28 protein-coding genes and 4 tRNA genes are annotated in these 25,580 nt (G+C 54.4%); 21 read left to right on the forward strand and 11 right to left on the reverse strand.

The window, feature by feature from the left end; all coding sequences use genetic code 11:
* The 8 genes from RRU01S_RS12835 to RRU01S_RS12870 form a co-directional block, all read right to left on the reverse strand.
* A complete protein-coding gene (locus tag RRU01S_RS12835) occupies positions 1-1,113 on the reverse strand; it encodes an NADH-quinone oxidoreductase subunit E (RefSeq protein WP_045230689.1) in 1,113 nt (370 codons plus the stop codon).
* A 16-nt stretch (positions 1,114-1,129) separates the two neighbouring features.
* On the reverse strand, positions 1,130-1,384 hold the full coding sequence (locus tag RRU01S_RS12840) for a hypothetical protein (RefSeq protein WP_045230690.1): 255 nt from the start codon (positions 1,382-1,384) through the stop codon (positions 1,130-1,132).
* Positions 1,384-2,574 (reverse strand): NADH-quinone oxidoreductase subunit D, encoded by a 1,191-nt coding sequence (locus RRU01S_RS12845; protein ID WP_045230691.1) that lies wholly within the window; start codon positions 2,572-2,574, stop codon positions 1,384-1,386. Before RRU01S_RS12845 ends, RRU01S_RS12840 begins: the two co-directional genes overlap by 1 nt.
* Entirely contained in the window at positions 2,571-3,173 is a 603-nt protein-coding gene (locus RRU01S_RS12850) for an NADH-quinone oxidoreductase subunit C (RefSeq protein WP_045230692.1), read from the reverse strand. The genes RRU01S_RS12845 and RRU01S_RS12850 overlap by 4 nt, the downstream gene beginning before the upstream one ends.
* A 17-nt stretch (positions 3,174-3,190) precedes the next feature.
* The gene (locus RRU01S_RS12855; RefSeq protein ID WP_412674268.1) at positions 3,191-3,793 is read right to left on the reverse strand and encodes a NuoB/complex I 20 kDa subunit family protein; all 603 of its coding nucleotides are present in this window, start codon (positions 3,791-3,793) and stop codon (positions 3,191-3,193) included.
* Positions 3,763-4,128 carry an NADH-quinone oxidoreductase subunit A gene (locus RRU01S_RS12860; protein WP_042619792.1) on the reverse strand — a complete coding sequence of 122 codons (366 nt, stop codon included), beginning with the start codon at positions 4,126-4,128 and terminating at the stop codon, positions 3,763-3,765. The genes RRU01S_RS12855 and RRU01S_RS12860 overlap by 31 nt, the downstream gene beginning before the upstream one ends.
* A gap of 481 nt (positions 4,129-4,609) precedes the next feature.
* A tRNA-Asp gene (locus RRU01S_RS12865) sits at positions 4,610-4,686 on the reverse strand.
* 43 nt (positions 4,687-4,729) lie between these two features.
* Positions 4,730-4,806, reverse strand: a tRNA-Asp gene (locus RRU01S_RS12870).
* A gap of 451 nt (positions 4,807-5,257) precedes the next feature.
* On the opposite strand from RRU01S_RS12870, the gene RRU01S_RS12875 reads away from it, so the two are divergent.
* The 5 genes from RRU01S_RS12875 (at position 5,258) to RRU01S_RS26750 (ending at position 7,694) form a co-directional block, all read left to right on the forward strand.
* Positions 5,258-5,333, forward strand: a tRNA-Val gene (locus tag RRU01S_RS12875).
* Between the two features lie 92 nt (positions 5,334-5,425).
* The gene (locus RRU01S_RS26460) at positions 5,426-6,073 is read left to right on the forward strand and encodes a hypothetical protein (protein WP_234936073.1); all 648 of its coding nucleotides are present in this window, start codon (positions 5,426-5,428) and stop codon (positions 6,071-6,073) included.
* A complete protein-coding gene (locus tag RRU01S_RS26465) occupies positions 6,013-6,981 on the forward strand; it encodes a site-specific integrase (protein WP_234936074.1) in 969 nt (322 codons plus the stop codon). The genes RRU01S_RS26460 and RRU01S_RS26465 overlap by 61 nt, the downstream gene beginning before the upstream one ends.
* Positions 6,982-7,092: 111 nt before the next feature.
* On the forward strand, positions 7,093-7,572 hold the full coding sequence (locus tag RRU01S_RS12885) for a phage portal protein (RefSeq protein ID WP_327787015.1): 480 nt from the start codon (positions 7,093-7,095) through the stop codon (positions 7,570-7,572).
* An 11-nt stretch (positions 7,573-7,583) separates the two neighbouring features.
* Positions 7,584-7,694: a hypothetical protein gene (locus RRU01S_RS26750; RefSeq protein WP_327787027.1), complete on the forward strand. Its 111-nt coding sequence runs from the start codon at positions 7,584-7,586 to the stop codon at positions 7,692-7,694.
* Here RRU01S_RS26750 and RRU01S_RS25020 read toward each other — a convergent pair.
* Positions 7,691-8,185 carry a hypothetical protein gene (locus tag RRU01S_RS25020; protein WP_052816071.1) on the reverse strand — a complete coding sequence of 165 codons (495 nt, stop codon included), beginning with the start codon at positions 8,183-8,185 and terminating at the stop codon, positions 7,691-7,693. The two genes, RRU01S_RS26750 and RRU01S_RS25020, sit on opposite strands and share 4 nt — an antisense overlap.
* 170 nt (positions 8,186-8,355) lie before the next feature.
* On the opposite strand from RRU01S_RS25020, the gene RRU01S_RS12900 reads away from it, so the two are divergent.
* The 14 genes from RRU01S_RS12900 (at position 8,356) to RRU01S_RS12960 (ending at position 19,608) form a co-directional block, all read left to right on the forward strand.
* Positions 8,356-8,658, forward strand: a complete 303-nt coding sequence (locus RRU01S_RS12900) for a head-tail connector protein (protein ID WP_045230695.1) — start codon at positions 8,356-8,358, stop codon at positions 8,656-8,658.
* Positions 8,648-9,073, forward strand: a complete 426-nt coding sequence (locus RRU01S_RS12905) for an HK97-gp10 family putative phage morphogenesis protein (RefSeq protein WP_045230696.1) — start codon at positions 8,648-8,650, stop codon at positions 9,071-9,073. Before RRU01S_RS12900 ends, RRU01S_RS12905 begins: the two co-directional genes overlap by 11 nt.
* A complete protein-coding gene (gene gp17 / locus RRU01S_RS12910) occupies positions 9,070-9,501 on the forward strand; it encodes a tail completion protein gp17 (protein ID WP_234936075.1) in 432 nt (143 codons plus the stop codon). Before RRU01S_RS12905 ends, gp17 begins: the two co-directional genes overlap by 4 nt.
* Entirely contained in the window at positions 9,498-9,815 is a 318-nt protein-coding gene (locus tag RRU01S_RS12915; RefSeq protein ID WP_045230698.1) for a phage head closure protein, read from the forward strand. Before gp17 ends, RRU01S_RS12915 begins: the two co-directional genes overlap by 4 nt.
* Positions 9,816-9,856: 41 nt before the next feature.
* Positions 9,857-9,966, forward strand: a tRNA-OTHER gene (locus RRU01S_RS26200).
* A gap of 18 nt (positions 9,967-9,984) precedes the next feature.
* Positions 9,985-10,386, forward strand: coding sequence for a phage terminase small subunit P27 family (locus RRU01S_RS12920; RefSeq protein ID WP_045230699.1), 402 nt, complete (start codon positions 9,985-9,987; stop codon positions 10,384-10,386).
* A complete protein-coding gene (locus RRU01S_RS12925; RefSeq protein WP_045230700.1) occupies positions 10,386-12,005 on the forward strand; it encodes a terminase large subunit in 1,620 nt (539 codons plus the stop codon). The genes RRU01S_RS12920 and RRU01S_RS12925 overlap by 1 nt, the downstream gene beginning before the upstream one ends.
* 11 nt (positions 12,006-12,016) lie before the next feature.
* Positions 12,017-14,644, forward strand: a complete 2,628-nt coding sequence (locus RRU01S_RS12930) for a D-alanyl-D-alanine carboxypeptidase family protein (RefSeq protein ID WP_045230701.1) — start codon at positions 12,017-12,019, stop codon at positions 14,642-14,644.
* A 222-nt stretch (positions 14,645-14,866) separates the two neighbouring features.
* Positions 14,867-15,298, forward strand: coding sequence for a hypothetical protein (locus RRU01S_RS26065; protein WP_131367792.1), 432 nt, complete (start codon positions 14,867-14,869; stop codon positions 15,296-15,298).
* A gap of 46 nt (positions 15,299-15,344) precedes the next feature.
* Positions 15,345-16,169, forward strand: coding sequence for a hypothetical protein (locus RRU01S_RS12940; protein WP_131367793.1), 825 nt, complete (start codon positions 15,345-15,347; stop codon positions 16,167-16,169).
* Between the two features lie 584 nt (positions 16,170-16,753).
* The gene (locus RRU01S_RS12945; RefSeq protein ID WP_131367794.1) at positions 16,754-17,224 is read left to right on the forward strand and encodes a hypothetical protein; all 471 of its coding nucleotides are present in this window, start codon (positions 16,754-16,756) and stop codon (positions 17,222-17,224) included.
* Positions 17,225-17,317: 93 nt separating this feature from the next.
* The gene (locus tag RRU01S_RS12950; protein ID WP_045230705.1) at positions 17,318-17,860 is read left to right on the forward strand and encodes a hypothetical protein; all 543 of its coding nucleotides are present in this window, start codon (positions 17,318-17,320) and stop codon (positions 17,858-17,860) included.
* A gap of 318 nt (positions 17,861-18,178) precedes the next feature.
* The gene (locus RRU01S_RS12955) at positions 18,179-19,048 is read left to right on the forward strand and encodes a DUF4747 family protein (protein ID WP_045230706.1); all 870 of its coding nucleotides are present in this window, start codon (positions 18,179-18,181) and stop codon (positions 19,046-19,048) included.
* Positions 19,049-19,050: 2 nt separating this feature from the next.
* Positions 19,051-19,608, forward strand: a complete 558-nt coding sequence (locus RRU01S_RS12960) for a hypothetical protein (protein ID WP_045230707.1) — start codon at positions 19,051-19,053, stop codon at positions 19,606-19,608.
* A 350-nt stretch (positions 19,609-19,958) separates the two neighbouring features.
* Here RRU01S_RS12960 and RRU01S_RS12965 read toward each other — a convergent pair whose 3' ends face one another.
* Complete coding sequence (locus RRU01S_RS12965; RefSeq protein WP_045230708.1) at positions 19,959-20,759, reverse strand: NAD-dependent epimerase/dehydratase family protein; 801 nt, start codon at positions 20,757-20,759, stop codon at positions 19,959-19,961.
* Positions 20,760-21,047: 288 nt separating this feature from the next.
* On the opposite strand from RRU01S_RS12965, the gene kdgD reads away from it, so the two are divergent.
* A complete protein-coding gene (kdgD, locus tag RRU01S_RS12970; RefSeq protein WP_045230709.1) occupies positions 21,048-21,953 on the forward strand; it encodes a 5-dehydro-4-deoxyglucarate dehydratase in 906 nt (301 codons plus the stop codon).
* On the forward strand, positions 21,950-23,086 hold the full coding sequence (locus tag RRU01S_RS12975) for a mandelate racemase/muconate lactonizing enzyme family protein (RefSeq protein WP_045230710.1): 1,137 nt from the start codon (positions 21,950-21,952) through the stop codon (positions 23,084-23,086). Before kdgD ends, RRU01S_RS12975 begins: the two co-directional genes overlap by 4 nt.
* A 220-nt stretch (positions 23,087-23,306) precedes the next feature.
* Here RRU01S_RS12975 and RRU01S_RS12980 read toward each other — a convergent pair whose 3' ends face one another.
* Positions 23,307-25,505, reverse strand: a complete 2,199-nt coding sequence (locus RRU01S_RS12980; RefSeq protein ID WP_045230711.1) for an esterase-like activity of phytase family protein — start codon at positions 25,503-25,505, stop codon at positions 23,307-23,309.
* Between the last annotated feature and the right edge of the window lie 75 nt (positions 25,506-25,580).

The raw sequence follows: 25,580 nt of genomic DNA on the forward strand, positions 1-25,580 counted from the left end.
TTACCGCGGCTTCTTGCCGAAGACCTTGATGTATTCGGCTTCGCCACCCTTGGCGAGAGCCTCGGCCTGACGTACCCAATCATCGCGATCGATACGACCCTTGAAATTCAGATAACCGTCTACCCACTCACGCTCTTCTGCGGACCAACCGGCAATCTGCATATAGGTGAAGATGCCGAGTTCGTTCAGCGTCGCTTCATTCTTCGGGCCGACGCCGGAAATGAGCTTGAGATCATCGGCCTTTGCGGGCCGTTCGATCTTGGCAGGACGGTTCTTGTCTTCCAGCGACGGTTTGGCCGACGTCTTCGTCTCGCCGGACCCTTCTTTGGCAGCGTCCTTGGCGTTGCTTTCGGACGCCTTCGGATCAGTGACCGGTGTCTTCAGCTTCGCATCCGACTCGGCTGCCGTCGTCTTCGGCTTTGCAGCTTCAGACGGTGCAGCGGCTGCTTCCGGCGCTGCGGGCACTTCTGCTGGCTTGTCGAGATTGGAGCGGTCAGGTTTTGTCTCTTCCGTCAGCGTCGTCAGCGGACCGATCGGAGCCGACAAATGACGGTCGATCTGCGGCCCTGGCTTGATGGTGTCGCCCTTGCCTGCCTCGAACGTGTCGATGATCTCTTCCAGACGCTCCGGCGTCAGGTCTTCATAGGCATCCTTGAAGATGATGACCATCGGCGCATTGACGCAGGCGCCCTGACATTCCACCTCTTCCCACGACAGCGTACCGCTTTCGTTGGGTGTCAGCGGGTCATGGTGAATCTTGTGGCGGCAGACGTCCATCAGCGCCTCGGAACCGCGCAACATGCAGGGCGTGGTACCACAGACCTGAATATGTGCCTTGGTGCCGACAGGCTTCAGCTGGAACTGCGTATAAAAGGTCGCAACTTCGAGCACGCGGATATAGGCCATATCCAACATGTCGGCGATCTTTTCGATACAGGCGCGGGTGACCCAGCCGTCCTGCTCCTGGGCGCGCATCAACAGCGGAATGACCGCAGATTGCTGGCGTCCTGCAGGATACTTCTGGATCGTTTTTTCCGCCCATGCGGTGTTGTCCGCGTTAAACGCGAAACCCGTGGGCTGGAACTGATCTTCGGCTAGTCGACGAACGGACATACTTCCTCACGCCCCATCAATTGAGCGACTCGCACCGCGATTTCGTCACTGTGACGAATTCGCAGGCATAGGCCGCTTTGTCTTTTTGCATGAACACAATGAATTTTCCGCCATTGGGAAGCGAGGACTTGATCTCGTATCCCTGTGACAGAAGTTGCTTGACAGATGATGAACCGCCGCCTGCCTGCGAAGACACGCCGCTATCCGCCGTCTGGGCGAAAACGGGTGCAGTCGCGGCAACAAGAGCCGATATGGCCAGCGGCAAACGCATCAGCGGTCAACCTCCCCGAACACGATGTCCAGAGAGCCGAGAACAGCCGTCACGTCGGCAAGCTGGTGTCCCTTGCAAAGGAAGTCCATGGCTTGCAGATGTGCGTAACCCGGCGCGCGGATCTTGCAGCGGTAAGGCTTGTTCGAACCATCGGCGACCACATAGACCCCGAATTCGCCCTTCGGCGCTTCGACCGCTGCGTACACTTCGCCGGCTGGAACGTGGTAACCTTCGGTGTAGAGCTTGAAGTGGTGGATCAGCGCTTCCATCGAACGCTTCATCTCGCCACGCTTTGGCGGAACGACCTTGCCATCGAGCGACGACACGGCACCAACACGGTGCTTGCCCTGCAAGAGCTCGACGCACTGCTTCATGATCTTGATCGATTCGCGCATTTCCTGCATGCGGATCAAATAGCGATCATAGCAGTCGCCGTTTTTGCCGACGGGAATGTCGAATTCGAGGTCAGAATAGCACTCGTAAGGCTGCGCGCGGCGCAAATCCCAGGCTGCACCCGAGCCGCGAACCATGACACCGGTAAAGCCCCATGCGAACGCATCTTCGAGCGAGACAACGCCGATATCGACGTTGCGCTGCTTGTAGATGCGGTTGTCGGTCAACAGACCTTCAACGTTGTCGAGGAACGTAATAAACGGATCGCACCACTTGCCGATATCGTCGACCAGTTCAGGCGGCAAGTCCTGATGAACACCACCTGGACGGAAATAGGCGGCGTGCAGACGGGCACCCGACGCGCGCTCGTAAAACACCATGAGCTTTTCACGCTCTTCGAAGCCCCAGACCGGCGGCGTCATTGCGCCCACGTCCATGGCCTGCGTGGTCACGTTCATGATGTGCGAGAGAATGCGGCCGATTTCCGAGAAGAGAACACGGATCAACTGACCACGCATCGGAATCTCAAGACCCAGCAGCTTTTCCACGGCGAGCGAGAAAGCATGCTCCTGGTTCATCGGCGCGACATAATCGAGACGGTCGAAATAGGGCAACGCCTGAAGATAGGTCTTGGTCTCGATCAGCTTTTCCGTGCCGCGGTGCAACAGGCCGATATGCGGATCGACGCGCTCGACGATTTCACCGTCCAGTTCGAGCACGAGACGCAACACTCCGTGCGCGGACGGGTGTTCCGGGCCGAAGTTGATCGTAAAATTGCGAACGTTATGTTCTGTCATGGCTTGGCCTTTTCATCGCCCGGAAGAACATAGTCTGTTCCTTCCCAAGGGGAGAGAAAGTCGAAATTGCGGAATTCCTGCTTCAGTTCGACCGGCTCGTAGAGAACGCGCTTCAGCACGTCATCGTAACGCACTTCCACAAAGCCCGTGACGGGGAAATCCTTGCGTAGCGGATGACCTTCGAAACCGTAATCGGTCAGAATGCGACGCAGGTCAGAATGGCCTTCGAAGGGAATGCCATACATGTCCCAGGCTTCGCGCTCGAACCATTCCGCACCGAGGAAAACGGAGGTCGCCGATGGGACGGCTTCGTCTTCGGCGGCCTGAAGCTTGATACGCACGCGCAAATTCTGGCGCGGCGATAGCAGGTGATAGACCACGTCGAAACGCTTTTCGCGGCTCGGCCAGTCCACACCGCAGATGTCGATGATATTAACAAAACCGCACTGCACGTCGTCACGCAGGAACGTCAGGAGCGCGATGATGTTGGCCGGCGTGGTGTTCAGCGTCAATTCGTCATAGGCAATGACCGCAGATTCCACCAGGGAACCGCGTGCTTCCTGCACATAGGCCGAGAGATCGTTGAGAGCTTCGCTCATTTGTAAGTCCTCTGCCCTTAACGCTCGATCGTACCGGTACGCCGGATTTTCTTTTGCAGCAGAAGCACGCCGTAGAGCAGCGCTTCAGCCGTGGGGGGACAGCCCGGCACGTAGATATCGACAGGCACGACACGGTCGCAACCGCGCACGACGGCGTAGGAGTAATGGTAGTAACCGCCGCCATTGGCGCACGAACCCATCGAGATGACGTAGCGTGGCTCCGGCATCTGGTCATAGACCTTGCGAAGCGCTGGCGCCATCTTGTTGGTCAGCGTGCCGGCCACGATCATCACGTCTGACTGGCGCGGTGACGCGCGCGGGGCAACACCGAAGCGCTCCATATCGTAACGCGGGCCGGAGGCCTGCATCAGACCTTCGACTGCGCAACAGGCCAAACCGAACTGCATCCACATCAAGGAGCCTGTGCGAGCCCAGGTGATCAACTCGTCCGTGGACGTGACCAGAAAGCCCTTATCGGCAAGCTCGTCGTTGATTTCGGTAAAATAGCCATCATCGCTGCCAACAGGCTTGCCCGTGGCGGGATCGATAATGCCCTTGGGCTTTGGTGCGACAAGCGTGTCGTTTGAAACTACGCCCATTCCAGTGCCCCCTTCTTCCATTCATATATAAAGCCGATGGTGAGAACGCCGAGGAACACCATCATGGACCAGAAGCCGAACCAGCCGATTTCACCGAAGGACACAGCCCACGGGAACAGGAAGGCGACTTCGAGATCGAAGATGATGAACAGAATCGACACCAGATAAAAGCGAATGTCGAACTTCATACGCGCATCGTCGAAAGCATTGAAGCCGCACTCGAATGCGGACAGCTTTTCCGGGTCGGGATTCTTGTAGGCAACGGCGAAAGGCGCAATCAACAGCGCCAGACCGATGACAAGCGCGATACCAATGAAGATTGCGATCGGAATGTAGGAACTGAGGAGTTCAGTCATTGTCTCTTCCTTGCTTGACCGAGCGTCAAGCATGCCCCTTTTGGAGAGTGGAATCCATAGGGCCGAAATTATGTTGCAACGCCGCTGTGGTTATCGCAGCCACGTCCTCTCTGCAAGAGATTAAGTGCCATTTCAAGGCAATCGTGACAAGGGCGGGCCATTCTGCCGCCCCAATATGGCAACGACAATCCTTAGAAATATCGCTAACCGCTTCAATCGATTAGATAATATCGACGCTCTGAACGCCAGCGGACCGTCACATAATTTTGTACGCAAGGCGGCGAGAAAATGGCTGAAAAATCGCCTCCAAACATGAGGAAGAAAGGCAAGAAATTCGACATATTGAAGCGGTGGAGCAACGCGATTCACACGGCGATTGCGACAGCAAAAAACGCTATGGGATGAGATGAAAAGTCGTAGCGGAAACGTACCTCCGGCGCCTGTGGGGGGCTGAGGCATTTGTTTTGGAGGAGGAATAAAATGGCGCGAGTGACGGGGCTCGAACCCGCGACCTCCGGCGTGACAGGCCGGCACTCTAACCAACTGAGCTACACCCGCGCATTTTAAGGATCACGAGGATCCGTAGACTTCGAGGAAGGAATGGCGCGAGTGACGGGGCTCGAACCCGCGACCTCCGGCGTGACAGGCCGGCACTCTAACCAACTGAGCTACACCCGCACATTCCCAAAAAGACTGGCCGAAACCCGCCTTACGAACTCGCCTCGGCTGTTCGTTGAGCGGCTAACTAAGGCGTTCGTGTTGGAGTGTCAAGCAAGTTTCACGACAAAAGAATAAGCTTGTGCATTTTGCATTCGCAAACATCCAGACAGGCCCGGTTTCCCGGCATTTTCCTTCATTCGTTTTCTGGGCGACGACATCCAAGACTTATCCACAGCGGGTAGCGGTTCGCGCAAAACGAATCTCCGCTTGTCTCTCCCCTTCACTAATTTAGCCACGGAGTCGCCGCTCCCTCTTCAAGCTTGTCGATGTGAGGCGTCGCCAGACGACCACCGCCATCCACACAAAAATCGAAAAAAACAAAAAAACTTCACAAAAGCTCTTGCGGTTTTTTTCCGATACCAATACATCACGGCCACCGACGCGGCAGACACGATCTGCAAGACGCGACGGGCGATTAGCTCAGTTGGTAGAGCGCCTCGTTTACACCGAGGATGTCGGGAGTTCGAGTCTCTCATCGCCCACCATTCTATCCCCTTGATTTCATTTAGACCCCTTGCACCACAAGCGTTTTCGCCCATATTGACGTCACAAATCACGTCACAAAAATGGGTTTTGAATGGCTGGCACTCTCCGGCATTGGAAAGAACGAAACGGCCGCTATTCAGCGCGACTCGTTGTTCCGCCTTATCTCCGTCCATACCTCGACAATAAAGCAGAGTTGGAAATCCAGCTTGGCGGCGACCGGCGCACAGCGCTTCGCAACCACGCCGCCGCCGTTGCATCAATCCAGCGGCAGTTAGGTATCGCAAGGCAGAAGCATGAGGCAGCAACCGGTCAACAATCGAAAGCACCGCCTTACCCGCTTACAGCCCAACAAATCGCTCTTCGGGATTACGAAAGCCAAATCACCTTCGATGCAGAGATTCGGGCGCATGATCCCCGTTATGCGCAGATCGATCCCGATCCGGCATATGACGCCTTCCCATTTCGTGACGGCTTTGCAGGTAAGCTTTCAGACGACGAGCTAGAGGAACTTGTTGGCGCACGTATCGAGCGCGTTCGCCTTGTAGGAAACTCCGATGCTGTGAAGGGATCACCTGAATGGCGTAGTTGGCTCACGCGCTCTGCGTTGCGTCCTTTGAGGCGGTTGCACGTCGCTATGAGCGCAATGATGGTGACTTCAACGGCACGCCATCGCACCCCATGCTTTCGGAAGCCGTCAAACAGGATGAAGAAGCTCCCCCTGTCACATTTGACAATATAATAGACGACGAGGTGAAGCGGCGTGCGCGCGGGAAGAATGCAAAGCCGCTGCCTGATCGCTCGGTTAAGAAGTATCGGGATCATTGTGCTGCATTTTCGAAATGGCGAAAGAGCAAGAATGCCCTGACCGTTACCGCCGCTGAAGGCAAGGGCTGGATCGAATCATTGCAGGACGCTGGCGAACTCGGCAATCGCACCGTGAAAGCCATGCTTCAAAACATTCGCACTGTTATGAATTGGGGAAGACAGAACGACCCCACTAACTTTTTCCCGGCTGGCAACCCGCTCACCGGCATTAAAGCCCCTGACTTCACCACCCTGCCCTCCTATCTTCGCGCCTTCACGATGGATGAAGCCAAGCTTGTCCTTTCAGCAGCCCGGAAGGAAGAAAAGGCCATGTTTCGGTGGATACCGTGGCTTTGCGCGTATTCCGGGATGAGGGTTAGCGAAGCAGGCAATCTTCACAAGGAAGACTTTTTCGAATTGAAAGGCCAGTGGTTCTGGAAAGTTACCACAGTCGGTGCACGGTCATTGAAAACAGCCAGCAGTGAGCGCCGTATTCCCGTTCACAAAGCTCTGATGGATGAAGGACTGATCGAATTCGTCAAGGCCGCGAAACCCGGTCGCTTGTTCAGAGGCGACACCAAAGATGCCGTTCTCATCCAACCGCGTATCAGCACGTGGGTTCGCAGTTTCATACCATTCGACAAGCGGCCCGAACTTTCACCGAATCACGGCTGGCGACATTTGTTCGAGGATTTGTGTCGGCGCGATGGAGTGCCGGAGGACGCTCGCAATTACATCACGGGACGGACGGATGGTGGTTCACAAGAGCTATATGGCCGTAGCGAAGTCATGCTTCCGGGACTCGCGAGCGCTATGAGCAAGATCGATCCCCTGCCCGTATGATGATAAAAATTGATAGCTTTAGCGTAAATAATCATTATTTTTGATAACTGCGATTCACATCAGATTCGGCATATGAGATAATATTCCTAAGTTAAATAGGAGTATTATCCAGTGGGATTTTGGAACGACGTCAAAAGCATGTTTGGAACGGGTGAGCGCAAAGCTTACACCCTGACCGACCCTGCCGTTTCCGAAATCTTTGGTATTCGCTCCACGAACAGCGGCGTGAGCGTCGGCGGTTTATCAGCCCTCAACACCCCGGCAGTGCTTCAAGCCGTCCGGCTTATCTGTGAAACGATTGGCTCCCTCCCGGTCAAACTCTATAAAGAGGTGGCCGACGCCAAGACGTGCGCAAAATATCACACCGCTCATAAGATCGTTCATAAACGGGCGAATGAGTGGACCGGCGCAGGCGCGATCCGAACACAGCTTACGTCTGACGCGCTGATTTACGGCAACGGCTTTGCCCGTGTCGTGCGATATCCTGACGGACGCCCGTTTGAGCTTATAATAATGAGTGGCGCAAAGCCCGTGCCGAATATCTACAAGCACACCCAACGTGCCGTCTATGCGGAAACCTTGCGACCCTAGTTGATCACGTCATTCCCCATCGTGGTGACAAGCGCCTGTTTTGGACCCGTGCCAATTGGCAGCCCCTTTGCACACCCTGCCATAGCTCCACCAAACAACGGCAGGAGTTGTCCTCTTGCTAAAAGTAACTCGAGCCGGAATCGTTGGGATACGGAGTGTCTGCGAATTTGTAGACATGATGGTGATCAGTTTGACAGGTCCGATAATCCCCATTGCCTTGCAAAAAACTGACAAGCCTGTCGCGATTCAAGCAGACTGGGCAAATGAAGTGAGCCGGTTGATTATTGCGCATAGCATCGCTCAGTTTGAAAACAAGCGATCCTTCCGCAGTCTGAAAAAGCTCGTATCTTGCCTTTTCACGCGCAAATTCGTCTTGCCGCAGAAGCTCCTGATTCAGTGCTTTGAGCGCTTGGCTGATTTGAACGTTCGTCATGTTTGCCAATGTCAGTTCATTCGCAAGCTCATTCAAAAGTTTCGAAGCTTCACCGCTGTCCGGAGTCTTGCCTCCCTCAAACATGCCCTTGATAGCTGTGATCGTGGAAGCAGCTTTGCCCGTAAGCCCCACCGCGCTGGATGCAAGGCCGAGCGCCTCGTTGAAAGTGGTAAGGTCCATGTCCCCGTTCCCCGAAATTTGATCCGTAAGTCTGAACTCTACGCATCTTCAATTACTGCGCGCAAGAACACTGCGGGGGTGGTCCTCAACTTTCCATACACCACCGGGACCGGCGCGGGGAAGTCTCTTCAAGAAAGAGCGGAAATAACTTTTTCAAAAGAAGCAGCGGAATGACAGGCATCACACCTGAACTCGCCAAGCAACACATGCGCGTTGATCACAGCGAAGAAGATGCTTTGATCATGCTCTACATTGAAGCGGCGGAACAATATGTTTCGAATTACATCGGCAGATCGCTTGATGATTTCGACCCATTCCCGGCTGATCTGAAAATCGCAATCCTCCGGCTTGTGGCTTTCTATTATGAGGTGCGCAACGTCACCACCTTCGGCATGTCTAGCCAGATCGCACCGCAGACCATTACCCAAACCCTTGATAGCTACCGTTTAGCGTGGTTCCACGATGGGGAATGATGGCCTTGACGATCTCATGAAGGCATTCGACCGGGTGAAGAAAGCCCCGCGTGATGCCGTTTTGAAGGCACTGGCGACCTCGGCAGAGTCGATTGCATCAACACAGCGTGTCCTTGCACCGCAAGATACAGGCGCATTGAAGCAGTCGATCACCGTCACCATGCCCGGCCAGTCCACCCCGCCTTATAGCCAGCCGGGCGGCAATCGCGTTGCCGGTCCCGCCGAAGTCATCATCACCGTTGGCGATGCCGACACCCGTTATCCGCACATTATCGAATACGGCACCAGCAAAGCCGACGCTCAACCCTTCTTTTGGCCGGGCTTTCGGCTTCAGCGCAAGCGCGCACAGCAACGTATCGACCGAGCTGGCCGAAAAGCCATCCGGGACGCATGGAAAGGCACGACCAGCCAATGAGTATCGAACCCGTTCTTACGCTTCAAACAGCGATCCGAAGCCGCCTGATCCACAAGCCGGAAGTGACCGACCTTGTGGACGCCAGCCATATCCGGGCAGGCAGCACACGGCCTGACAAAACGCCGTCCATCATCATCGCAGACGGCAACACCGAACTGCATGGCAATGACTATCGCGCACAGAGCGCTGCATGGGTTTATCTCGACCTCCATATCTGGACGCTAGATGCTGGACAGGATGCAGCGAAAGAAATCGCAGCGACCGTCAACGCCGCATTGTCCAAATACAATCTTTCCAATGAGATGCAGAGCGTTGGCGCTTACTGCGATCATTTCAAGGTGACGGATATCAGGCATGTCCGCGACCCTGACCCGGCCTACGGGCATTCTATCGTGAGCGTGGAAGCGCTAATCCGGTGGCTGGCATGATCAATATTGGCCGCATGGATCGACGTGTCACCATTGAGCGACAGGCCGAAACTGTAGAACTCTCCGGCGACGTGGTGAAGACATGGACGACAGCAGCCGTTGTTTGGGCTGAAATCATCCAGCAGACCGCAACAGAATTCTTTACTGGCTACGGCGAAGCGGAAACCGACAGCGTGATTTTCCGTATCAGATACCTTCCCGGCATCACCACGGCAGATCGCGTCACATATAACGGCAGCGCCTACGGCCTGAAAGAAATCAAAGAGCTTGGCAGATACGAAGCCCATGAGTTGCGTGGGGAGGTTCTGCAATGACTATTGCAATCAACAGAAGAAATAACTATGGTTTTCATAGTGCGCCATTGGTGAAACTGGTAGACACGCGGTATTGCCTAAACACTCCAGCGGTGTGTTTAGGAATATCGTGGGGAAACCCTTGCAGGTTCAAGTCCTGCATGGCGCACCAATTCTCTGAGGCTGTCTAATGCGTGGCCTCAAACCCTCCGTGATCGTTCCCGGTTCTTCTACTGTGCTGACAGTTCCGAAGCCTCCGGCCTATCTTTCTCGTGACGCTAAGGCTGAATGGAAGCGTGTTGCGCATATCCTCACTCACGAGCGCAAAATTCTAACTGAAGCCGATCTTGCCGCTCTTGAAAATTACGTAATCGCCGTCGCCACGATGCGGGAGGCACACCGTGAATTGCAGACCTCCGGCCTAATCGTCAATGGCAAACGGAACCCTGTCTCTACAATTCTTAAAGACAGCCAAATGCTTTCACTTCGAGCAGCATCGGAACTTGGCCTGACGCCCGCCGCCCGGTCACGCGCAGCGATTATGCAAGTAAGCTCCGACGATGACGACGATAACCCCTTGGCGGTGGTGTAATGGCGAGCACCTACCCGAATTGGGTTTTCGATAACAGCACCATTGAAGACCCATTCGGTCATGGGGAACGCGCCGTGCGCTTCCTTCGTATGCTTCGCCATCCATCCAGCAGCGCACCCAAACGCGCCTTCACCCTCACCCCGTGGCAAGAGCGCATTATCCGTCGCATCTACGGCCCACGCACGCCAGACGGCCACATGATCGTGAAGACGGTTCTGCTTTTGATGCCACGCGGAAATCGTAAAACCACGCTGGCCGCAGCACTGGCATTACTCCACACCATCGGCCCGGAAGCGGTTGCCGGTGGACAAGCTATCTTCGCAGCAAAGGACAGCGATCAAGCCAAGATCGCGTTTGAAGAAGCCGCTGGCATTTTGCGTGAAGACAAGCGGCTCGTTTCCGCGACAAAGATTTATGGTTCAAAGACCGGCAAGCGCCTGATCGACTGCCCTGTGAAAAAGTCGCGGCTTGAAGTCATGTCGTCGGACGGCGGTAAAGCGCACGGTCTATCCCCGACATTCATTCTTGCCGACGAATTGCATGTCTGGAAAGGCCGCGAACTTTGGGAAGCACTCAAAAGCTCCCGTGTGAAGAAGCGCCCCTTGACCATCATCGCCAGCACGGCGGGCGCTGGAAACCAGAACCTGCTTTATGATGAGTATGTAAACGCCTGCAAGATTGCGACAGGTGAGAAATTTAATCCGTCATATCTTCCGGTCTTGCTCGTGGCCGAGCCGGACGACGCATGGGACGACCCGGCGACATGGCACAAAGCGAACCCCGGCCTTGCTGACGGCTTCGTTTCTATCGAAGAATTTGAGAACCTCGTCACCGACGCCAGAGACAGGCCGCAAGAGCGCTATTCATTCCTGCAATACAATCTGAATATCTGGCAGGGCGCTTCCCGTGAACCGCTCTTCGACATGGGTATCTATGACGAGGGCCATGACACAAATTTCGATCTAACCGAACTCGAAACGCTCCCGGCATATCTCGGCGTGGACATGTCCGTTAATGGCGACCTGACGGCCATTGTTGCTGCCTTCAAGCATGGTGATGGCCGCATTTTCGTCCACCCGTGGTTCTTTGTTCCCGGTGACGATCTCAAGGCCAGAGCCGTCAAAGATGCCGTGCCTTATGAGCAATGGAAGGCTGACGGCCATGTAAATGTGATAGACGGCCCGATCATTGAACCGGAAGCTATCGAACAGCATATCCGCGATCTCTGCGCCACCTTCGACGTCAGAGAAATCGCCTTCGATCCGTATCTTGCCCGCAAGACCATGCAGCGCCTCCACGATGACGGCTTGCCAGCAATCGAAATGCGACAGGCACCGCTCACCATGGGACCGGCGACTGGCGATCTTGAGCGCACGGTCAATGGACGGATGATCCGCCACAACGACCACCCGGTTCTTCGACACCATTTTGATTCGGTTGTCGCAAGCCGTGGCGATACCGGCCTTGTCAGAATGCACAAGGACAAGCGCACAGATCGCATCGACGGTGCGGTGGCAGCAGCCATGGCCGTTTCCCGTGCCATCCAGAGCAACAACACCCGGTCAATCTATGACCTCCCCGAAGATGATTTTGATCGGCTGATGCAGGCCGCAGCGTAGGAGTTTCCACCATGGCAGATGAAGGCCAACAGCTTTTAGTCACACTTGCAGCCCGTTTCGACAAATACGAACGCGACATGGACCGCCAGAAACAACGCAGCCGCGACGGTTTCCGCAGGATGCAGAAAGATGCCGACGACGCCGGTAGAGGCATGGAGCGATCCATGAATAAGGCGTCAGCTTCCATCGCCGGTAAAATGGAGGGCATGTTTGCTGGCGTCATGAAGGGCGGTGCGCTTGTTGCGGCAGTCGGTGGCGCAGCGATTGCAATCAAGCAAGTTGCCGATAGCGTGGCCGAAGTAGACCGGGAAGCTCGGAAGGCAGGCGTGTCTTCTAAAGTGTGGCAGCAATGGTCATATGTAGCGACCGCCACCGGCATGAGCATTGACGGCGTGACAGATGCGATAAAGGAACTGAACATTCGCGGCGATGAGTTTGCCAAGACCGGCAAGGGCAGCGCCGAAGAAGCTTTCCAACGCCTTGGCTATTCTGCGACAGACGTTGCGCAGAAACTCAAAGACCCTAGCCGGTTCATGGACGAAATCATTGCCAAGTTGCAAACGCTGGACGCTGCAGCGCAGACACGCATCCTTGACGAGATTTTTGGCGGAACTGGCGCGGAACAGATGGCTAAGGTTCTTGGCCTGTCCGTTAGCGAAATCCAGAAGATGCGCGGTGAAGCCGCTACTTTCACCGACGAACAGGTTGAGGCGGCAAAGAAGATCGACCGGGAGTTTTCGACCATGTGGCGGAACTTTACCGTTTACGCCAAACAAGCCGCGATCTCCGGGGTTGATGTTGCATCCAAGATCATCGGTGCAATCAATGACCCCTCCGGCGGTGCGCGTGACAAAGCCGTGGCTGCCTACAACTCCCCCGAAAAGCATCTTGAACGCCTTCAGGAACAACGCGCCAAAATCTTGCGCCAGATCGAAGACACGCAGGGCGGAACGTCTGTCCTCAAAGAAGCGGAGTTGCGCCAGCTTCGCGCCTCCTTGTCGGCGGTCGATGAGAAAATCCACGATGTAACGGGCGGCAGTGAGGAATTTAAGAACGCGATGAAGGCGCTTTCCACTGCAAGCCTTAGCCTCTCCACCAACATGAACGGCAATGTCTCGGCGGCGGCGAACTTCAAGGGCGCACTTGTCGAACTGAAAAACCTAGTGCCGGAACTGAAGGCGGAAATGGATAGCCTTGCGACCGCGAATGGCATTGACGCCGCTTATCAGAGCGCCGTTGGCAATGCCCGTTCGATGGGACAGGTGATGGATGCGACCGCTATCGCAAATCGTGCCAAAAACATTGTGAGCGTCAATTCAGCGAAGTCCGATCCGACGCGCTTTCTTGAGGGCAATCTGGCCAGCGGTAAGAACCGCCAGCATATCGACGGTATGGCTTCGGCCTTCGCTGAAAAGCTGGCGACCATGCTTACCTCGATGCCGGAAAACCTGAAGGGCGATATCACCATCAACTCCGGCTATCGGGACGTGCAACGCCAGCAAGAGCTTTGGTTGCAGGCACTCAAGAAATACGGTTCCACGGAAGCAGCGCGCAAGTGGGTTGCCCCTCCTGGTAACAGCCAGCACAATAAAGGCAATGCTGCTGATCTTGGCTATGCGTCCGATGCTGCCCGGAAATGGGCGCATCAAAATGCTGGTGACTTCGGCCTGTCTTTCCCGTTGTCGAATGAGAACTGGCATATCGAAGATACTGACGCGCGGAACAAGGCGAAGAGTGCAGAACTCGACCAGCAAACGGAAGCCATCACCCGGCAGAACGACGCACGGCGCAACTTGAACCAGAGTGTTGAGGACGGGCTTGATCTTGCCCGCTTCGAAGCGTCCATCTCTGGCCTGTCCGCATCGCAGCAGCAAATTGAGCTTGGCGTCTATCAGGCACAGGCTGAAGCGAAACGTGCCGGGATCACGCTATCTGATCAAGAGCTTGCCAAGATTCGTGAGAAGATCACGCTGACGACACAGCTTGATCAAACAAACCAGCAGGTTGCTGCCTCGTCCGATGGCCTTAAGAATGCGCAGATGTATTTTGCGGAGTCCTTCACATCTTCCCTCTCCGGCCTGTTGACCGGCACCACGACTTTGAACGGTGCGCTTCAGAACCTTTTGAACAGCCTGATCGATGCGACCCTTCAGGCGGCGTTGCTTGGCAAAGGTCCGCTGGGCGGTTTGTTTGGTGGCGGGCTGGGCAGCGGTATTCTTGGCGCGATCTTCGGTTTCGAGTCGGGCGGATACACCGGCGACGGCGGCAGGAGCGAACCGGCTGGCATCGTCCACCGTGGCGAATACGTCATGTCGAAAGCTGCTGTCAGCCGCATTGGTGTTAGCAATCTTGAAGCTTTACATCAGGGGGCTTTGAAAGGTTATTCCGATGGTGGATTTGTCTCACCGACACCTGCCCTGTCCGCGCCTTCAATCGGAAGCTCGTCGGTCCCTGTCCAATCCATCACTATCTCAGCACCTGTTACCGTTAATACCAATGGCGGTGGCACACCACAACAGAACGAAGACCTCGCGAAACGGATGGCAAAGGAGATGGAAGCGACAATGCGTGGTGTTGTGGCTTCAGAAATGCAGCGCCAAACAAGACCGGGCAACTTTGCCAATTCGCGCTCCCGATAACGGAGCTACAACCAATAAAAAGGGGAAGCAGCCTATTGGCTCTTCCCCCGTAGCGTTTGCCGCCGTCGCTTGCAGCGTTTAAACTCTACCCAATAGTCGATAATAAATCAACAAAATCATTTGTTTATTTGAATTTCCTGAAGCGTCTGCTTGCGTGATCATTTGCCCAATGCTATATTAGTGCATCTAAAGCATTCAATGCATTCAAAAGGAGTTTTCGCATTGGCTACCGCAGCAATCCGCCTTCCCGAAGAACGCGCCGAACAGGCTCGGAAACTGGCCGCTCATAAGGGCATCACTGTCGCTGATCTTGTCGGCGACCTCATCACCAGCGAAATCAAGCGACTTGGCCTTGGCCTGCAAATCGGCCTTGGGAGTATTGATATTGCCGATCTGGAAAACGGCCAAGTCCACCTTGATTATGGCGCTGGTGTCCATATGTGGACCAAAGCACAGACGCTTGATGTTGCCCAAGCTATTGAAAACGCGCTTGCCCGGAAAGGCGGGGTATTGAACATGGACGCTGAAATCGAATTGGGCCGTGTAGGCGTTTCGGTCCGGCTGAAAAATCTCAACACCAACCATGAACGGACACTGGCTTCGTCCGTTGCGAAAGAATTGGTAGCGCTTCTGCGCCACCACGCCAACCACTAAAAATACTCTGCCGTCGCTCGTATCACCCCGTTGAGGCTCGTCGCCCTTGTCTTCTAATCCAAGCCACTACTCCGGCCAATCGCCACTCTTCCGCCGCCTGATCAATGGCCCATTGGAAGGTGAGGAAACGCGCAAAATTGCGACAAAAAGCGATGACGATAAGACCTCTGAACCCCTTGCAGAACAAGGGTTCGAGCGTGATTCGTCAGACGCTAGGCTAGTAGCTCCCCAACAAACCTCTACTACCCTCAAAAAACCAACTAACGAAGACACCTCCACACCCCTGAAAGCACCTCTAACAGACCAAGCAGAAACACCTCTTCCAGCCACGCCTAAAGCAGCCAAGCCCAAAAAGCAGGCTCCGAAAAAATGGCGCAACCTTTCTGATATCGAAAAGCTGACAGAAGCTCACATCACCGCTGAAAGTCTCGGCGCGCTGGCCTTCACCATCAACTTCAGCGACCGCCTACAGAAAACCCTTTCAGCATTCAGCGATCCAACCCGCCTCATTTCCGGTTATATCGGCAGAGAGCTTCGGAAAGCGCTTGGCCATTCCCTCCCCCATGTATTCACTATTGAAGTCTCCCGGAGTGGAAAGCTCCATGCACACGGCGCTGTAGTGATTGGCGATGATCTTCGGGAAGAACGCATCGCATCTATAGACAAGGCTCTTGGCCGGGCTGGTGGGAAGCTGAAAGCTGCAAGGATTGTCTGCCAAACCCAAAGCTATCTTGATCACCTTCATAATGGCGAAGGATGGGCAAAGTATCTGGCGAAGTCGCGTAGTGCGACGTGCAAGCATTTGGGAACAGACAAGATCAGCTTCATTTCCACCGATCTTCTACGGTTGGCAAGGTTTTCGATGGAATAATGCTGGGATCAGCACAAAATACCTGTTGGTAGTTTATGCACGATACTTGAACCTCCGCTGTTTTATTCTATTTTGGTAATGTCCTCATTTGAGGGGATAGTCAGGAGGCTCCTTTGGAAGCTTTTTTGGTTCCCCTAGTCTCAAGGCGTTGCGAATAGCCTCGCTCTGAGGCGTCTCTGAACGGGGACGGGTTAAGACCAAATGGAATCCGGGGGTGGGCTATTGCCACCGGTCTGCATACGTAGAGTGGCATTCGGATGTTTGCCATTCTGGGGAATCCCTCATATGGATCAACCCCGGTCGCGTCCGGCAGATAAGGTCGATGATGGAACGTAGAGACGCCTTGCGTGGAATGGCAGGACCCGGCCTTGTAGCTGGAACTCGGCCTAAAACGCACCAGAGAGAGCGGACCGTCGAACCCACTGTAACCACCAGCCACTTGTGAATCGCTCTCCACGGCCCGCTAAGACTCAACCCGCCCATGTGGCGGGTTTTCTATTTTCTTTTCCCAGTTTGTTGACTTTGATTTGGTAACGATAGATAAGCGTTACCAGTAACAGAATATATCGTTACCGGGGAGATGGATGGCAAAGACACGAGCAGAAATTCAACGTGAATACCGAGAACGAAGAAAAGCGGAAGTGCAAGCCAAGCGCGCAAAGCCTGCTCCGGTTCTTGATCCCAGCATGGCAAATCCCTCCCTGTCCTTCGCTACGTTCCTCAAGGACCGGGAGGCCAACTTCACACTGCCGGAAAATCTGCACTGGGTGGGTATCGAACTCGAAACCGATCTGACAGCTGACGTGCCTAAGCTAGAGCGCTCCGAAGAATGGCAAGAAATGGGTTTAGAAGTGAATAGCCTGACAGTGGCAACGGCCATGGTGGAAATCATGATCGACGCAGCGAAAGAGCTTTCCACGCTGATCAACACCTACAAGCTCGAAGAAATCGACCGACTGATGGAAAATGCATCGCTGGTGAAAAGGGCACAGCTTGAAGCCCTCAAAACCCGGCTGGCGAGGAAGACCAGCCATTTCTTCCCGGTCATCGACTGACCACTTAGACAATGCCCTACCGAAGCGGTTGCAGCCGCCCCGGTAGGTTGAGAATGCCAATTAGGGTCAACATTCATACAAGAGCAAGATACAATGAAACTCGAAGAAACTAAAGGCGCAACAAACTACGTCGATATCTCTGTCAGCAGTGAGCTTTTTGAGAAAGCTTCAAGGGGCTGGCCGGTTAAACGTTTTAACGGCAAATATAATTGTGTTGAGTATCTCAACTCACCATCCGGCCTGATTATCCTTGCGCACCAGAACACACGCGACCGCCAAGTTGACGGCATTCATCCCGCCGTCCTCTCCGAGAGCATTAACAGTGACCGAAACATTGTGGAGCCGCTGAAATCACACTCCGGCAATCCGTTTTCTAACAGTCCGGTTGAATACAACATGCACTGGATGACGCGCCGCTCACAAGGCGCGCTTATTCAAAAAGCCTTTGGAAGAATGATCGACCAAGGCGATAAGGAAGCTTATGTGATTGAGCTTTCGACAAGCGTTCAACTTGCCATTTACGATGCGCCATTCGGCCTTGTCATTGCTCTGTCTGGCTCCAGGACCAATGACGTTGCCGTTATCCTTTCTGCTGGCGAGGTCGATTTCATGGAAGAAGGTGTGATCAGAAGTTAGGCACCGGAATTGGTGGAAATGACGCCGGAGGATGAGGCGAATATTCAGCCTAAATAAACTGACTCAATCGATTGACGGCCCGCCTCTTGCATTCGGCGGGCTTGTCTCTCGGCGGCATTATGAATCCTTTCTAGTCTCTCCTCATTTTCGACAATTGGCCTTTACATGCGAGCAAACTATAACTAGAACAAAAAAGGAACATTTAGAGAATCGATACTCAACTTGTGGGTGGAGCAAAAATCACCTGTGTTTTTTGGTTGCTTTAGGTTGCAAGTCTAATTTCCCGCTTTTAGGGTGCTTTCAATCTGGAGGCTCACCATGGCAAGAAAAATTAAAGTATCGGCATCTGCACTGAACATTCGACTGCATCCGCACGAGCAGGGAACCTATTCAAAATGGCTGCGAACGGTATATAGAAAACGAATTATTGGTCCGGTTCACGGTGATCGACACGGGATGATATCGTCGCTTGATACCCGTCAAGAAATTGAGGGAATAGTTACCGGATTAATCACGACATTTGTGAAATTTGACAAAGACGCGGAGTGGTTTAATTCAGCGGAACTAAAAGAAGCTACCGAGGACGAGCTTTCAGAAATCGAAATACCTCCGGATTTACACTACAATCCAGCTTACTTTTACTTCGCTCTCCATGAGAAAACACACAAGCTATATTTTCAGACTTATTCGAAAGGAGATACGCTTACTCCTTTGTCAGCGAAGAAATTTTTTGGGTACCTCGCCAAAAATATCGACGTGATGAGAGAGTTTGGAGAGGCGCAAATATCTCTGGTCCAAGAGAAAGCTAGCCTAGAGAGAATGTTTGAGATCGACCGCATCACAGAGATATCAATAACGATTGCTAAGCCTAATACTGATATCTTCGATGATGATTTTGATAAAAACATTGAAAATCACCTAGCAGAGACCCACAGTCGAGCAATAACGATATCTTATAAAGCTGATGCAGGTGGATCAATTCAGCCGGATGACGACATTAGAAAAATCAGTAACGTTGCTCTCAGCAACGGATCAGTGGAGGTTAAGGGGCGCGACGAAAAAGGTGCAGTTAAGCTAAACAGCGAAGATTATCCGTTGGAACTGCACGATAAATACGACCCAGACGCTAAGCAAGAACGTAGTGCTTTTCTGGCGTTGTTGCCCATCTTCGGAGCTGCCTTTAGGTAGATATGTTCAAACAGTGGAAAACACTATATCGGTGGCTTCGTCGCTACTTGCACGCTTATGGCGGCGTCATCGGAATTCTGGGCTCCCCCATTTTTGGGGTGGCGGTCATTGTCAGTGCGTTAAGTTATTCAATCTGGCTATCGCCTACGTGGGTAGACAAGGTTGATTCTTTGATTCCCAGCCTCTTAGGATTCAGTCTCGGAACCTATGCTATTTTGTTTAGTCTCGTTAGCGCCCGGATAAAGGGCACTCTGCGCGCTTTGACCACAACCTCTGGCGTCACTTACCTTGAGTCAATAAACGCAACGTTTTTCCATTTCATAATGGTGCAAGTCGTGACGCTTGTCTGGGCAATTCTATTTAAGGGCAGTTGGTTTTTTGATGCCCTTGATTTTTTGGGCGGCGACGCACCTTGGGTTTCGACAGCTAAATGGTGGGCTTTTCGTAGCGGTGCTTTTGGCGGATTCGTAATGTTGACTTACTCGATACTACTGACAATAGCGGCGGCGCTGGCGGTTTACCGACTGGCGATAATCAAAGACCCAAAGGAAGATAATTGATCGGTGACATTGGAAATTTTGTCACAAAAAGATCACCGTCACAATGTCACAAATTAGGTAAATCTAACATTTACTTTAATAAATAAAACTAATTATTTAATTACATTAATTTTGAGAGATTTGACTTTTCGAGTCTCTCATCGCCCACCATTTTCCATAATTCGACATACGATATTGCGCGCAGGATCTGCTGTCGGCGGTTTGTTGTCGATGCCCTTGGCAAATATTGACGGCGCCGTTTAGGCACACACCAAATTCTTATGCGGTATCATGTGTCATTCGGTTAGCCGACAGCGAAAGGCAGGATAAGCCGAACACCTCCGGCCTACCCTCCCCCTCATCAAACACCGTCAACCATCTGCCGGATGCCCTGACGTGGTGAAGCCGCCGCCTTGGTAGATGACGGCCGGGTCTTTGGGGTCTTCCTTGCCGATTTCCGCGATGATCTCTGCGCGCCATTTCGACGAGCTGTCTTTTGGTTTCCAGCCCAAGAAAGACGTGTTGGCGTTGTCCCACCAGCTTTCGTGATTGTTGGATGCGCCGTAAACGACGGCGTGGCCGAGGCGCGGGGCGTCGAAACCGTGGGCGCATAGGGATACCAGATCGCCGATGCTGAGCCATGTCGCCAGCATGCGGGTGTTCAGCGGTTTGGGCGTGCAGGAGCCGATGCGCACCGACAGGGTTTCCTGTCCGAACTTGTCGAAATAATAACTCGCCAGGTTTTCGCCGAAGCACTTGGAGACGCCATAGAGCGTGTCGGGGCGAACCGGTGAATGGCTGTCCAGCTTCTGATCGCGCCTGTGAAAGCCGATCGTGTGATTGGAGCTGGCGAAGATGATGCGGGGCTGGCCGTTGTGGCGGGCAGCCTCGTAGAGATTGTAGACGCCCTCGATATTGCCCTTCAATATGAGCTCGAACGGCCGTTCCACCGAGATTCCGCCAAGGTGTATGATGCCATCGACGCCAGCCACAGCTTGATCGACTTCGGCGCGGTTGGAAAGATCGCATTTCACGAAACGCTCATGGGCGGCCATATCGGTGATATCCACCATATCAGACAGCACGACGTTTTCGGCTAAATCCGTCAGCAAGGGTCTGATGGCCTTGCCAACGCCGCCTGCGGCTCCTGTTAACAACAATGTTTTCAGCATGATTCCTCCCCATCGAAACCCAAATCGCCCACCGATTTGTGGTCATACAGAATTCCGTTCGTTATCTTATCTCTAAGCCATGGAGCCGCATCTGTTCAAGCGCGAAGATTCGCCGATATTCTCTGCGCCCGTGCCACGGCATCAAGCATGACTACCGCTTTCTCTATTTTCTCTTCCATAAAGATTCTACATCCGAATACGTCAACTCATATGATAAGTTCTTGACGAAGATCATATCTCGATTATCATCGCCGCAAACATAAAATCGGAGAGACACATTTCATGGCTATGGATCCTCAAGAACTCAAAGTCGCACTCGGCGCGGGGCTGCTGTCCTTCCCTGTCACGCCTTTTACCCAAAATGGCGACTTCAACGAAAAGCCGTATCTGGATCACGTCGGCTGGTTGTCGGGCTTCAATGCATCCGTCCTGTTTGCTGCAGGCGGCACGGGTGAGTTCTTTTCTCTGGCGCCTGAGGAAGTCGCGACCGTCGTCAAGGCTGCGAAATCTGCGGCGGGTACGGTGCCAATCGTTTCGGGCTGTGGTTACGGCACCAAGATGGCTATTCAGATTGCCCAGAGCGCTGAACAGGCCGGTGCGGATGGTATCCTGTTGTTGCCGCATTATTTGATGGATGCCTCACAAGCTGGCATGTATGCGCACATCAAGGCCGTGTGCGATTCCATCTCGATCGGCGTCATGGTCTATAACCGCGACAATTCCATTCTGACCGCAGAGACGCTGCAAAAGCTCTGTGACAACTGCCCCAACCTCGTGGGTTTCAAGGATGGTTCCGGCGATATCGGCCTTGTGCGCAAAATCACCGCGACGGTCGGGGAGCGCCTGACCTATCTCGGCGGCATGCCGACGGCCGAGTTGTTTGCCGATGCCTATCTGGGCGCTGGTGTGACCACCTATTCCTCTGCCGTCTTCAATTTCGTGCCTGAGCTTGCGCAAAAATTCTACACGGCACTGCGCGCGGGCGACAGAGCAACGACGGATCGCATTCTCATTGATTTCTTCTATCCATTCATGGACATTCGTAACCGCCAGAAGGGCTATGCCGTGTCCGCCATCAAGGCTGGTGTGCGCCTGCTGGGCTTCGATGCTGGCCCGGTTCGTGCGCCGCTGACGGATTTGACGGAGGAAGAAGTCGAAATGCTCGAAACCTTGATTGAGCCTTACACGTCATGAAAATAGAGGCGGTCCGCACGCATCTGCTCGACTACAAGCTGGGTCATGCCTTCGAAAGCGCGTCAATGCGTTTCGACCGGCGCATCCACTGCCTTGTCGAGATCATTTGTGATGACGGCACCGTGGGCTGGGGCGAATGCCTCGGCCCGGCGAAGCCGAATGCAGCGGTGGTGGCGGCTTACGCCCCTCACCTCATCGGCAAAGACCCGCTCGATATCGAAATCATCTGGCATCAGCTTTATAATCTGCTGCGCGATCAGGGGCAGCGCGGTCTGACGGTGACGGCGCTGAGCGGCATCGATATCGCGCTTTGGGATATTAAGGGCAAACGCTTCGGCACATCGATTTCACGGCTGCTCGGCGGTCGTTTCCGCGACAGCGTCCAAGTGTATGCCACCGGCTCCTTCCGCAAGGATGGTGTCGATGCGGTCTCGGATGTGGCGGCGGAAGTTGCCGGTTACGCTGCGCAGGGCTTTCACGCCGTCAAGATCAAGATTGGCTTCGATGTGTCGGAAGACATCGCCGTCATCCGCGCTGCGCGCGAAGCCGTCGGTCCCGATGTCCGCATCATGATCGACGCCAATCATGGATACGATGCGCTTGAAGCCATCGAGGTCGGCAACGCGCTTGCGCCGCTGGGTATCGACTGGTTCGAAGAGCCTGTCGTGCCGGAGCAGCTGGACGCCTATCAGGCCGTCCGCGCGGGTCAGCCGATCCCCGTTGCAGGTGGAGAGACCTGGCATGGGCGCTATGGCATGCGCGCGCCACTGGAAAACCGTGCGGTGGATATTCTCCAGCCCGATCTTGCCGGCAGTGGTGGATTTTCAGAAACCAAACGCATCGCCGATCTCGCGACGCTCTACGGCGTACGCGTCGTTCCACATGTGTGGGGGACCGGCGTGGCGATTGCTGCGGCGTTACAATTCATGGCCTATCTGCCACCGGACCCAGCGCGCCGCAATCCGCGCCCGCCCATTCTGGAATTCGACCGAACGGAGAATCCGTATCGCCAGGCGGTGCTCACCAGCCCGCTGGATCACGTCGATGGCGTCGTAGAGATACCGGATGGACCTGGACTGGGGATTGAAATCAATCGGGATGCGCTGGAAAAGTATGCTTTGAAGGACGCGTGATATCTGGGTGATATCTGGGTGAAGCGATCACGATAAAAAAGCCGAGCGTCAGAGATGACGCCCGGCTTTTTGCTTGATGGGTGCTTCCTACTCCGTCATCCCGGACTTGATCCGGGACCCAGTCCGCGCCGCAAAGACTCCTTCTCGCCGCAGACGCGGCGAACTGGATTCCGGCTCAAGGCCGGAATGACGGAGAAATAAGCGGTGCAGCTTATTAAGCTCAGTGCGTAGCCTTCATGTCGACGGAGAAGAACAGCGTCTCACCGGACGAGTCATCCACGCCGTCATTGTCGGTTACCGCAAAGGCTTTGCCCGACTTGTCGAAGGCGAAACCTTCGAGTTTATCCACGACGTAGCCGTTCGTTTGAGCTTTCAAGTCGGGGAGGAAGTCGTGAGTTTCCGTTTTCTTGACCAAGGGTAATGCGCCACCGATCTTGCCCGGCTTCAGGTCTGCAATGGCGACGCTGTAGAGCTTCTTGATCTTTGCCTTTTCGCCAATCTGATTGTCACGCTCGACGATGTAGACCTTGTCGCCATGGGCGGTGATTTCTGACAGGCCGACCCAGCCGTCCTTGGTCTTGTCCAACGGATAGTGCACGGCGCCCCATTCCTTGGATTTGAGATTGTAGGAAACCAGTTTGACGGTGCCCTTTTCATCGTTGCCCCATTCGCGCTGAACGGCCATCCAAAGGGTGGCGTCGTCGCCTTTGCCGATCAGCGTAATGCCTTCGAAGCCGAATCGCGTCTCGCCTTCCAGCAACTCTTTGGGAAGGGCGATCTCGGCTTTGATCTCGCCCTTGGCATTGATGTTGTAAAGCGCGTGCGGAACGAGCTTTTCACTGTTGCCTTCGGAGGCGACCCAGAAGCCGCCCTTTCCGTCCAGCGTGATGCCTTCCATATCCAGCTTCTGCGCGGTCATGCCATCACGTTTCACACGAAGGACGCTGGTGATGAGGGCGGGCTTTTGAGTGGCGTCGATGGTGTAGATCGAGGGCTGGTTGCCATAGACCGAGTCGGAGATGGCGTAGAGAATGCCGTCCTTGTCCGAGTCGCCCACGAGGCCCGACAGAGCACCCCAACCGATGGGCGCGCCATCGACCGTGGCCGATGTGAGCTGCGGATAGGCCGCCTGCCCTTCGGCACGCTCATAGATCATCACATGCGAGCGAGCGCCGCCGTCTTCCACCAGATCCGCTTCGTTGGCAGTCACCAACAAATTGCGCGATGGAATGGCGACGGCACCTTCCGGCGAGATGCCGGATGGCAGCAATTGTTTCAGTTCTGGTTCTGCGCCGGTGTCCTTGTAGACGCCGACGACGGAGGCACGCTCGGCCAAAACGAAGAAGTATTTATCATTGCCGAAGGTCGCGGTCTCCAGGCCTTCAGGCTCTATGCCTTTGGACTTGGAGCGCTTCTCGGGGTAATGGCCGATAGCTGCTACGGCGCGTTCCAGCGAGGCACCTGCCTCATAGACCGGCTTGCCGTTCTTGTCGAAGATGGTGAAGCCGCGCGAGCCACCCTCCCAATCGCCCTCATTGGCGATGACGATGCGGTTGTTGTCAAGCCACTTGACGGCATCCGGCTCGCGCTTGCGGGCCTTCTGGCTGTCGGTGAACTTCAGTTGGCCATCCGACTTGGCGTCGATGCCGTCCAGATCGACCGTGCCGGCGGAGAAATGGTTCGTGACCTTGCCGCTCTTGCCATCGATGATGACGATGTGGTTGTTTTCCTGAAGCGTCAGGGCGATCTCGCCATTGGTATTGATGGAGACGAATTCAGGCTCCGGGTCTTCAGGTGAAATCTCGGCGAGACCAGTCACGTCGATTTTCTTCAGCGTCGAGCAATCGGCAGCGCCGTCTTTCAGGCCGATGGTGACGAGAAAGCCTGCGGGCATCTGCGGCAAGGCGCCATCATTGACCTTTTCATCACGCTCGTTTTCGATGGCGATCGCCACAAAGCTTTTATCCGGTGAAACCGCAACAGAATCAGGCTGGCCACCGAGTTCACAGCTCGCCTCGATTGTCTTCGTTGCAATATCGACCGTTACCAGCTTGCCGGATGGTTTGACGAAGCTCTCCGACGTGTTGACACCCGCCAGCACCTTGGAGCCGGAAGCGATGACCGATGTCGGCTCGCCATCCATCATAAGCGCGCCGAGCGCCTTCGGTGCCTTGGCGTCCTTGATGTCGATGAAGCCGATGCCACCCAATGGGCTGTCGGAATAGACCAGCGTGTTGCCGTCTTCGCTTGCGGTGATGATTTCGGCGGAGGTGACCGTCTTCTCATCTTTGTCGGATGGAAGATTCAGAGCCACGGCGAAGAATGCGATTCGGTTGAAAACCGGCTCGGCCACCGCCGGAAATGCGACGGAAGCGCAAAGCGCTGCGGTGAGTGCAGCACTGGAAAATCGGAATGTCATGGTGTCCCCCTTCAATGCATTTGAAATGCCTGATTGGGCTTCTGCGACATGCACGTGACACGCACATGACAATCA

Origin of the sequence: Agrobacterium rubi TR3 = NBRC 13261 (genome assembly GCF_000739935.1) — a bacterium.
GTDB lineage: Bacteria > Pseudomonadota > Alphaproteobacteria > Rhizobiales > Rhizobiaceae > Agrobacterium > Agrobacterium rubi.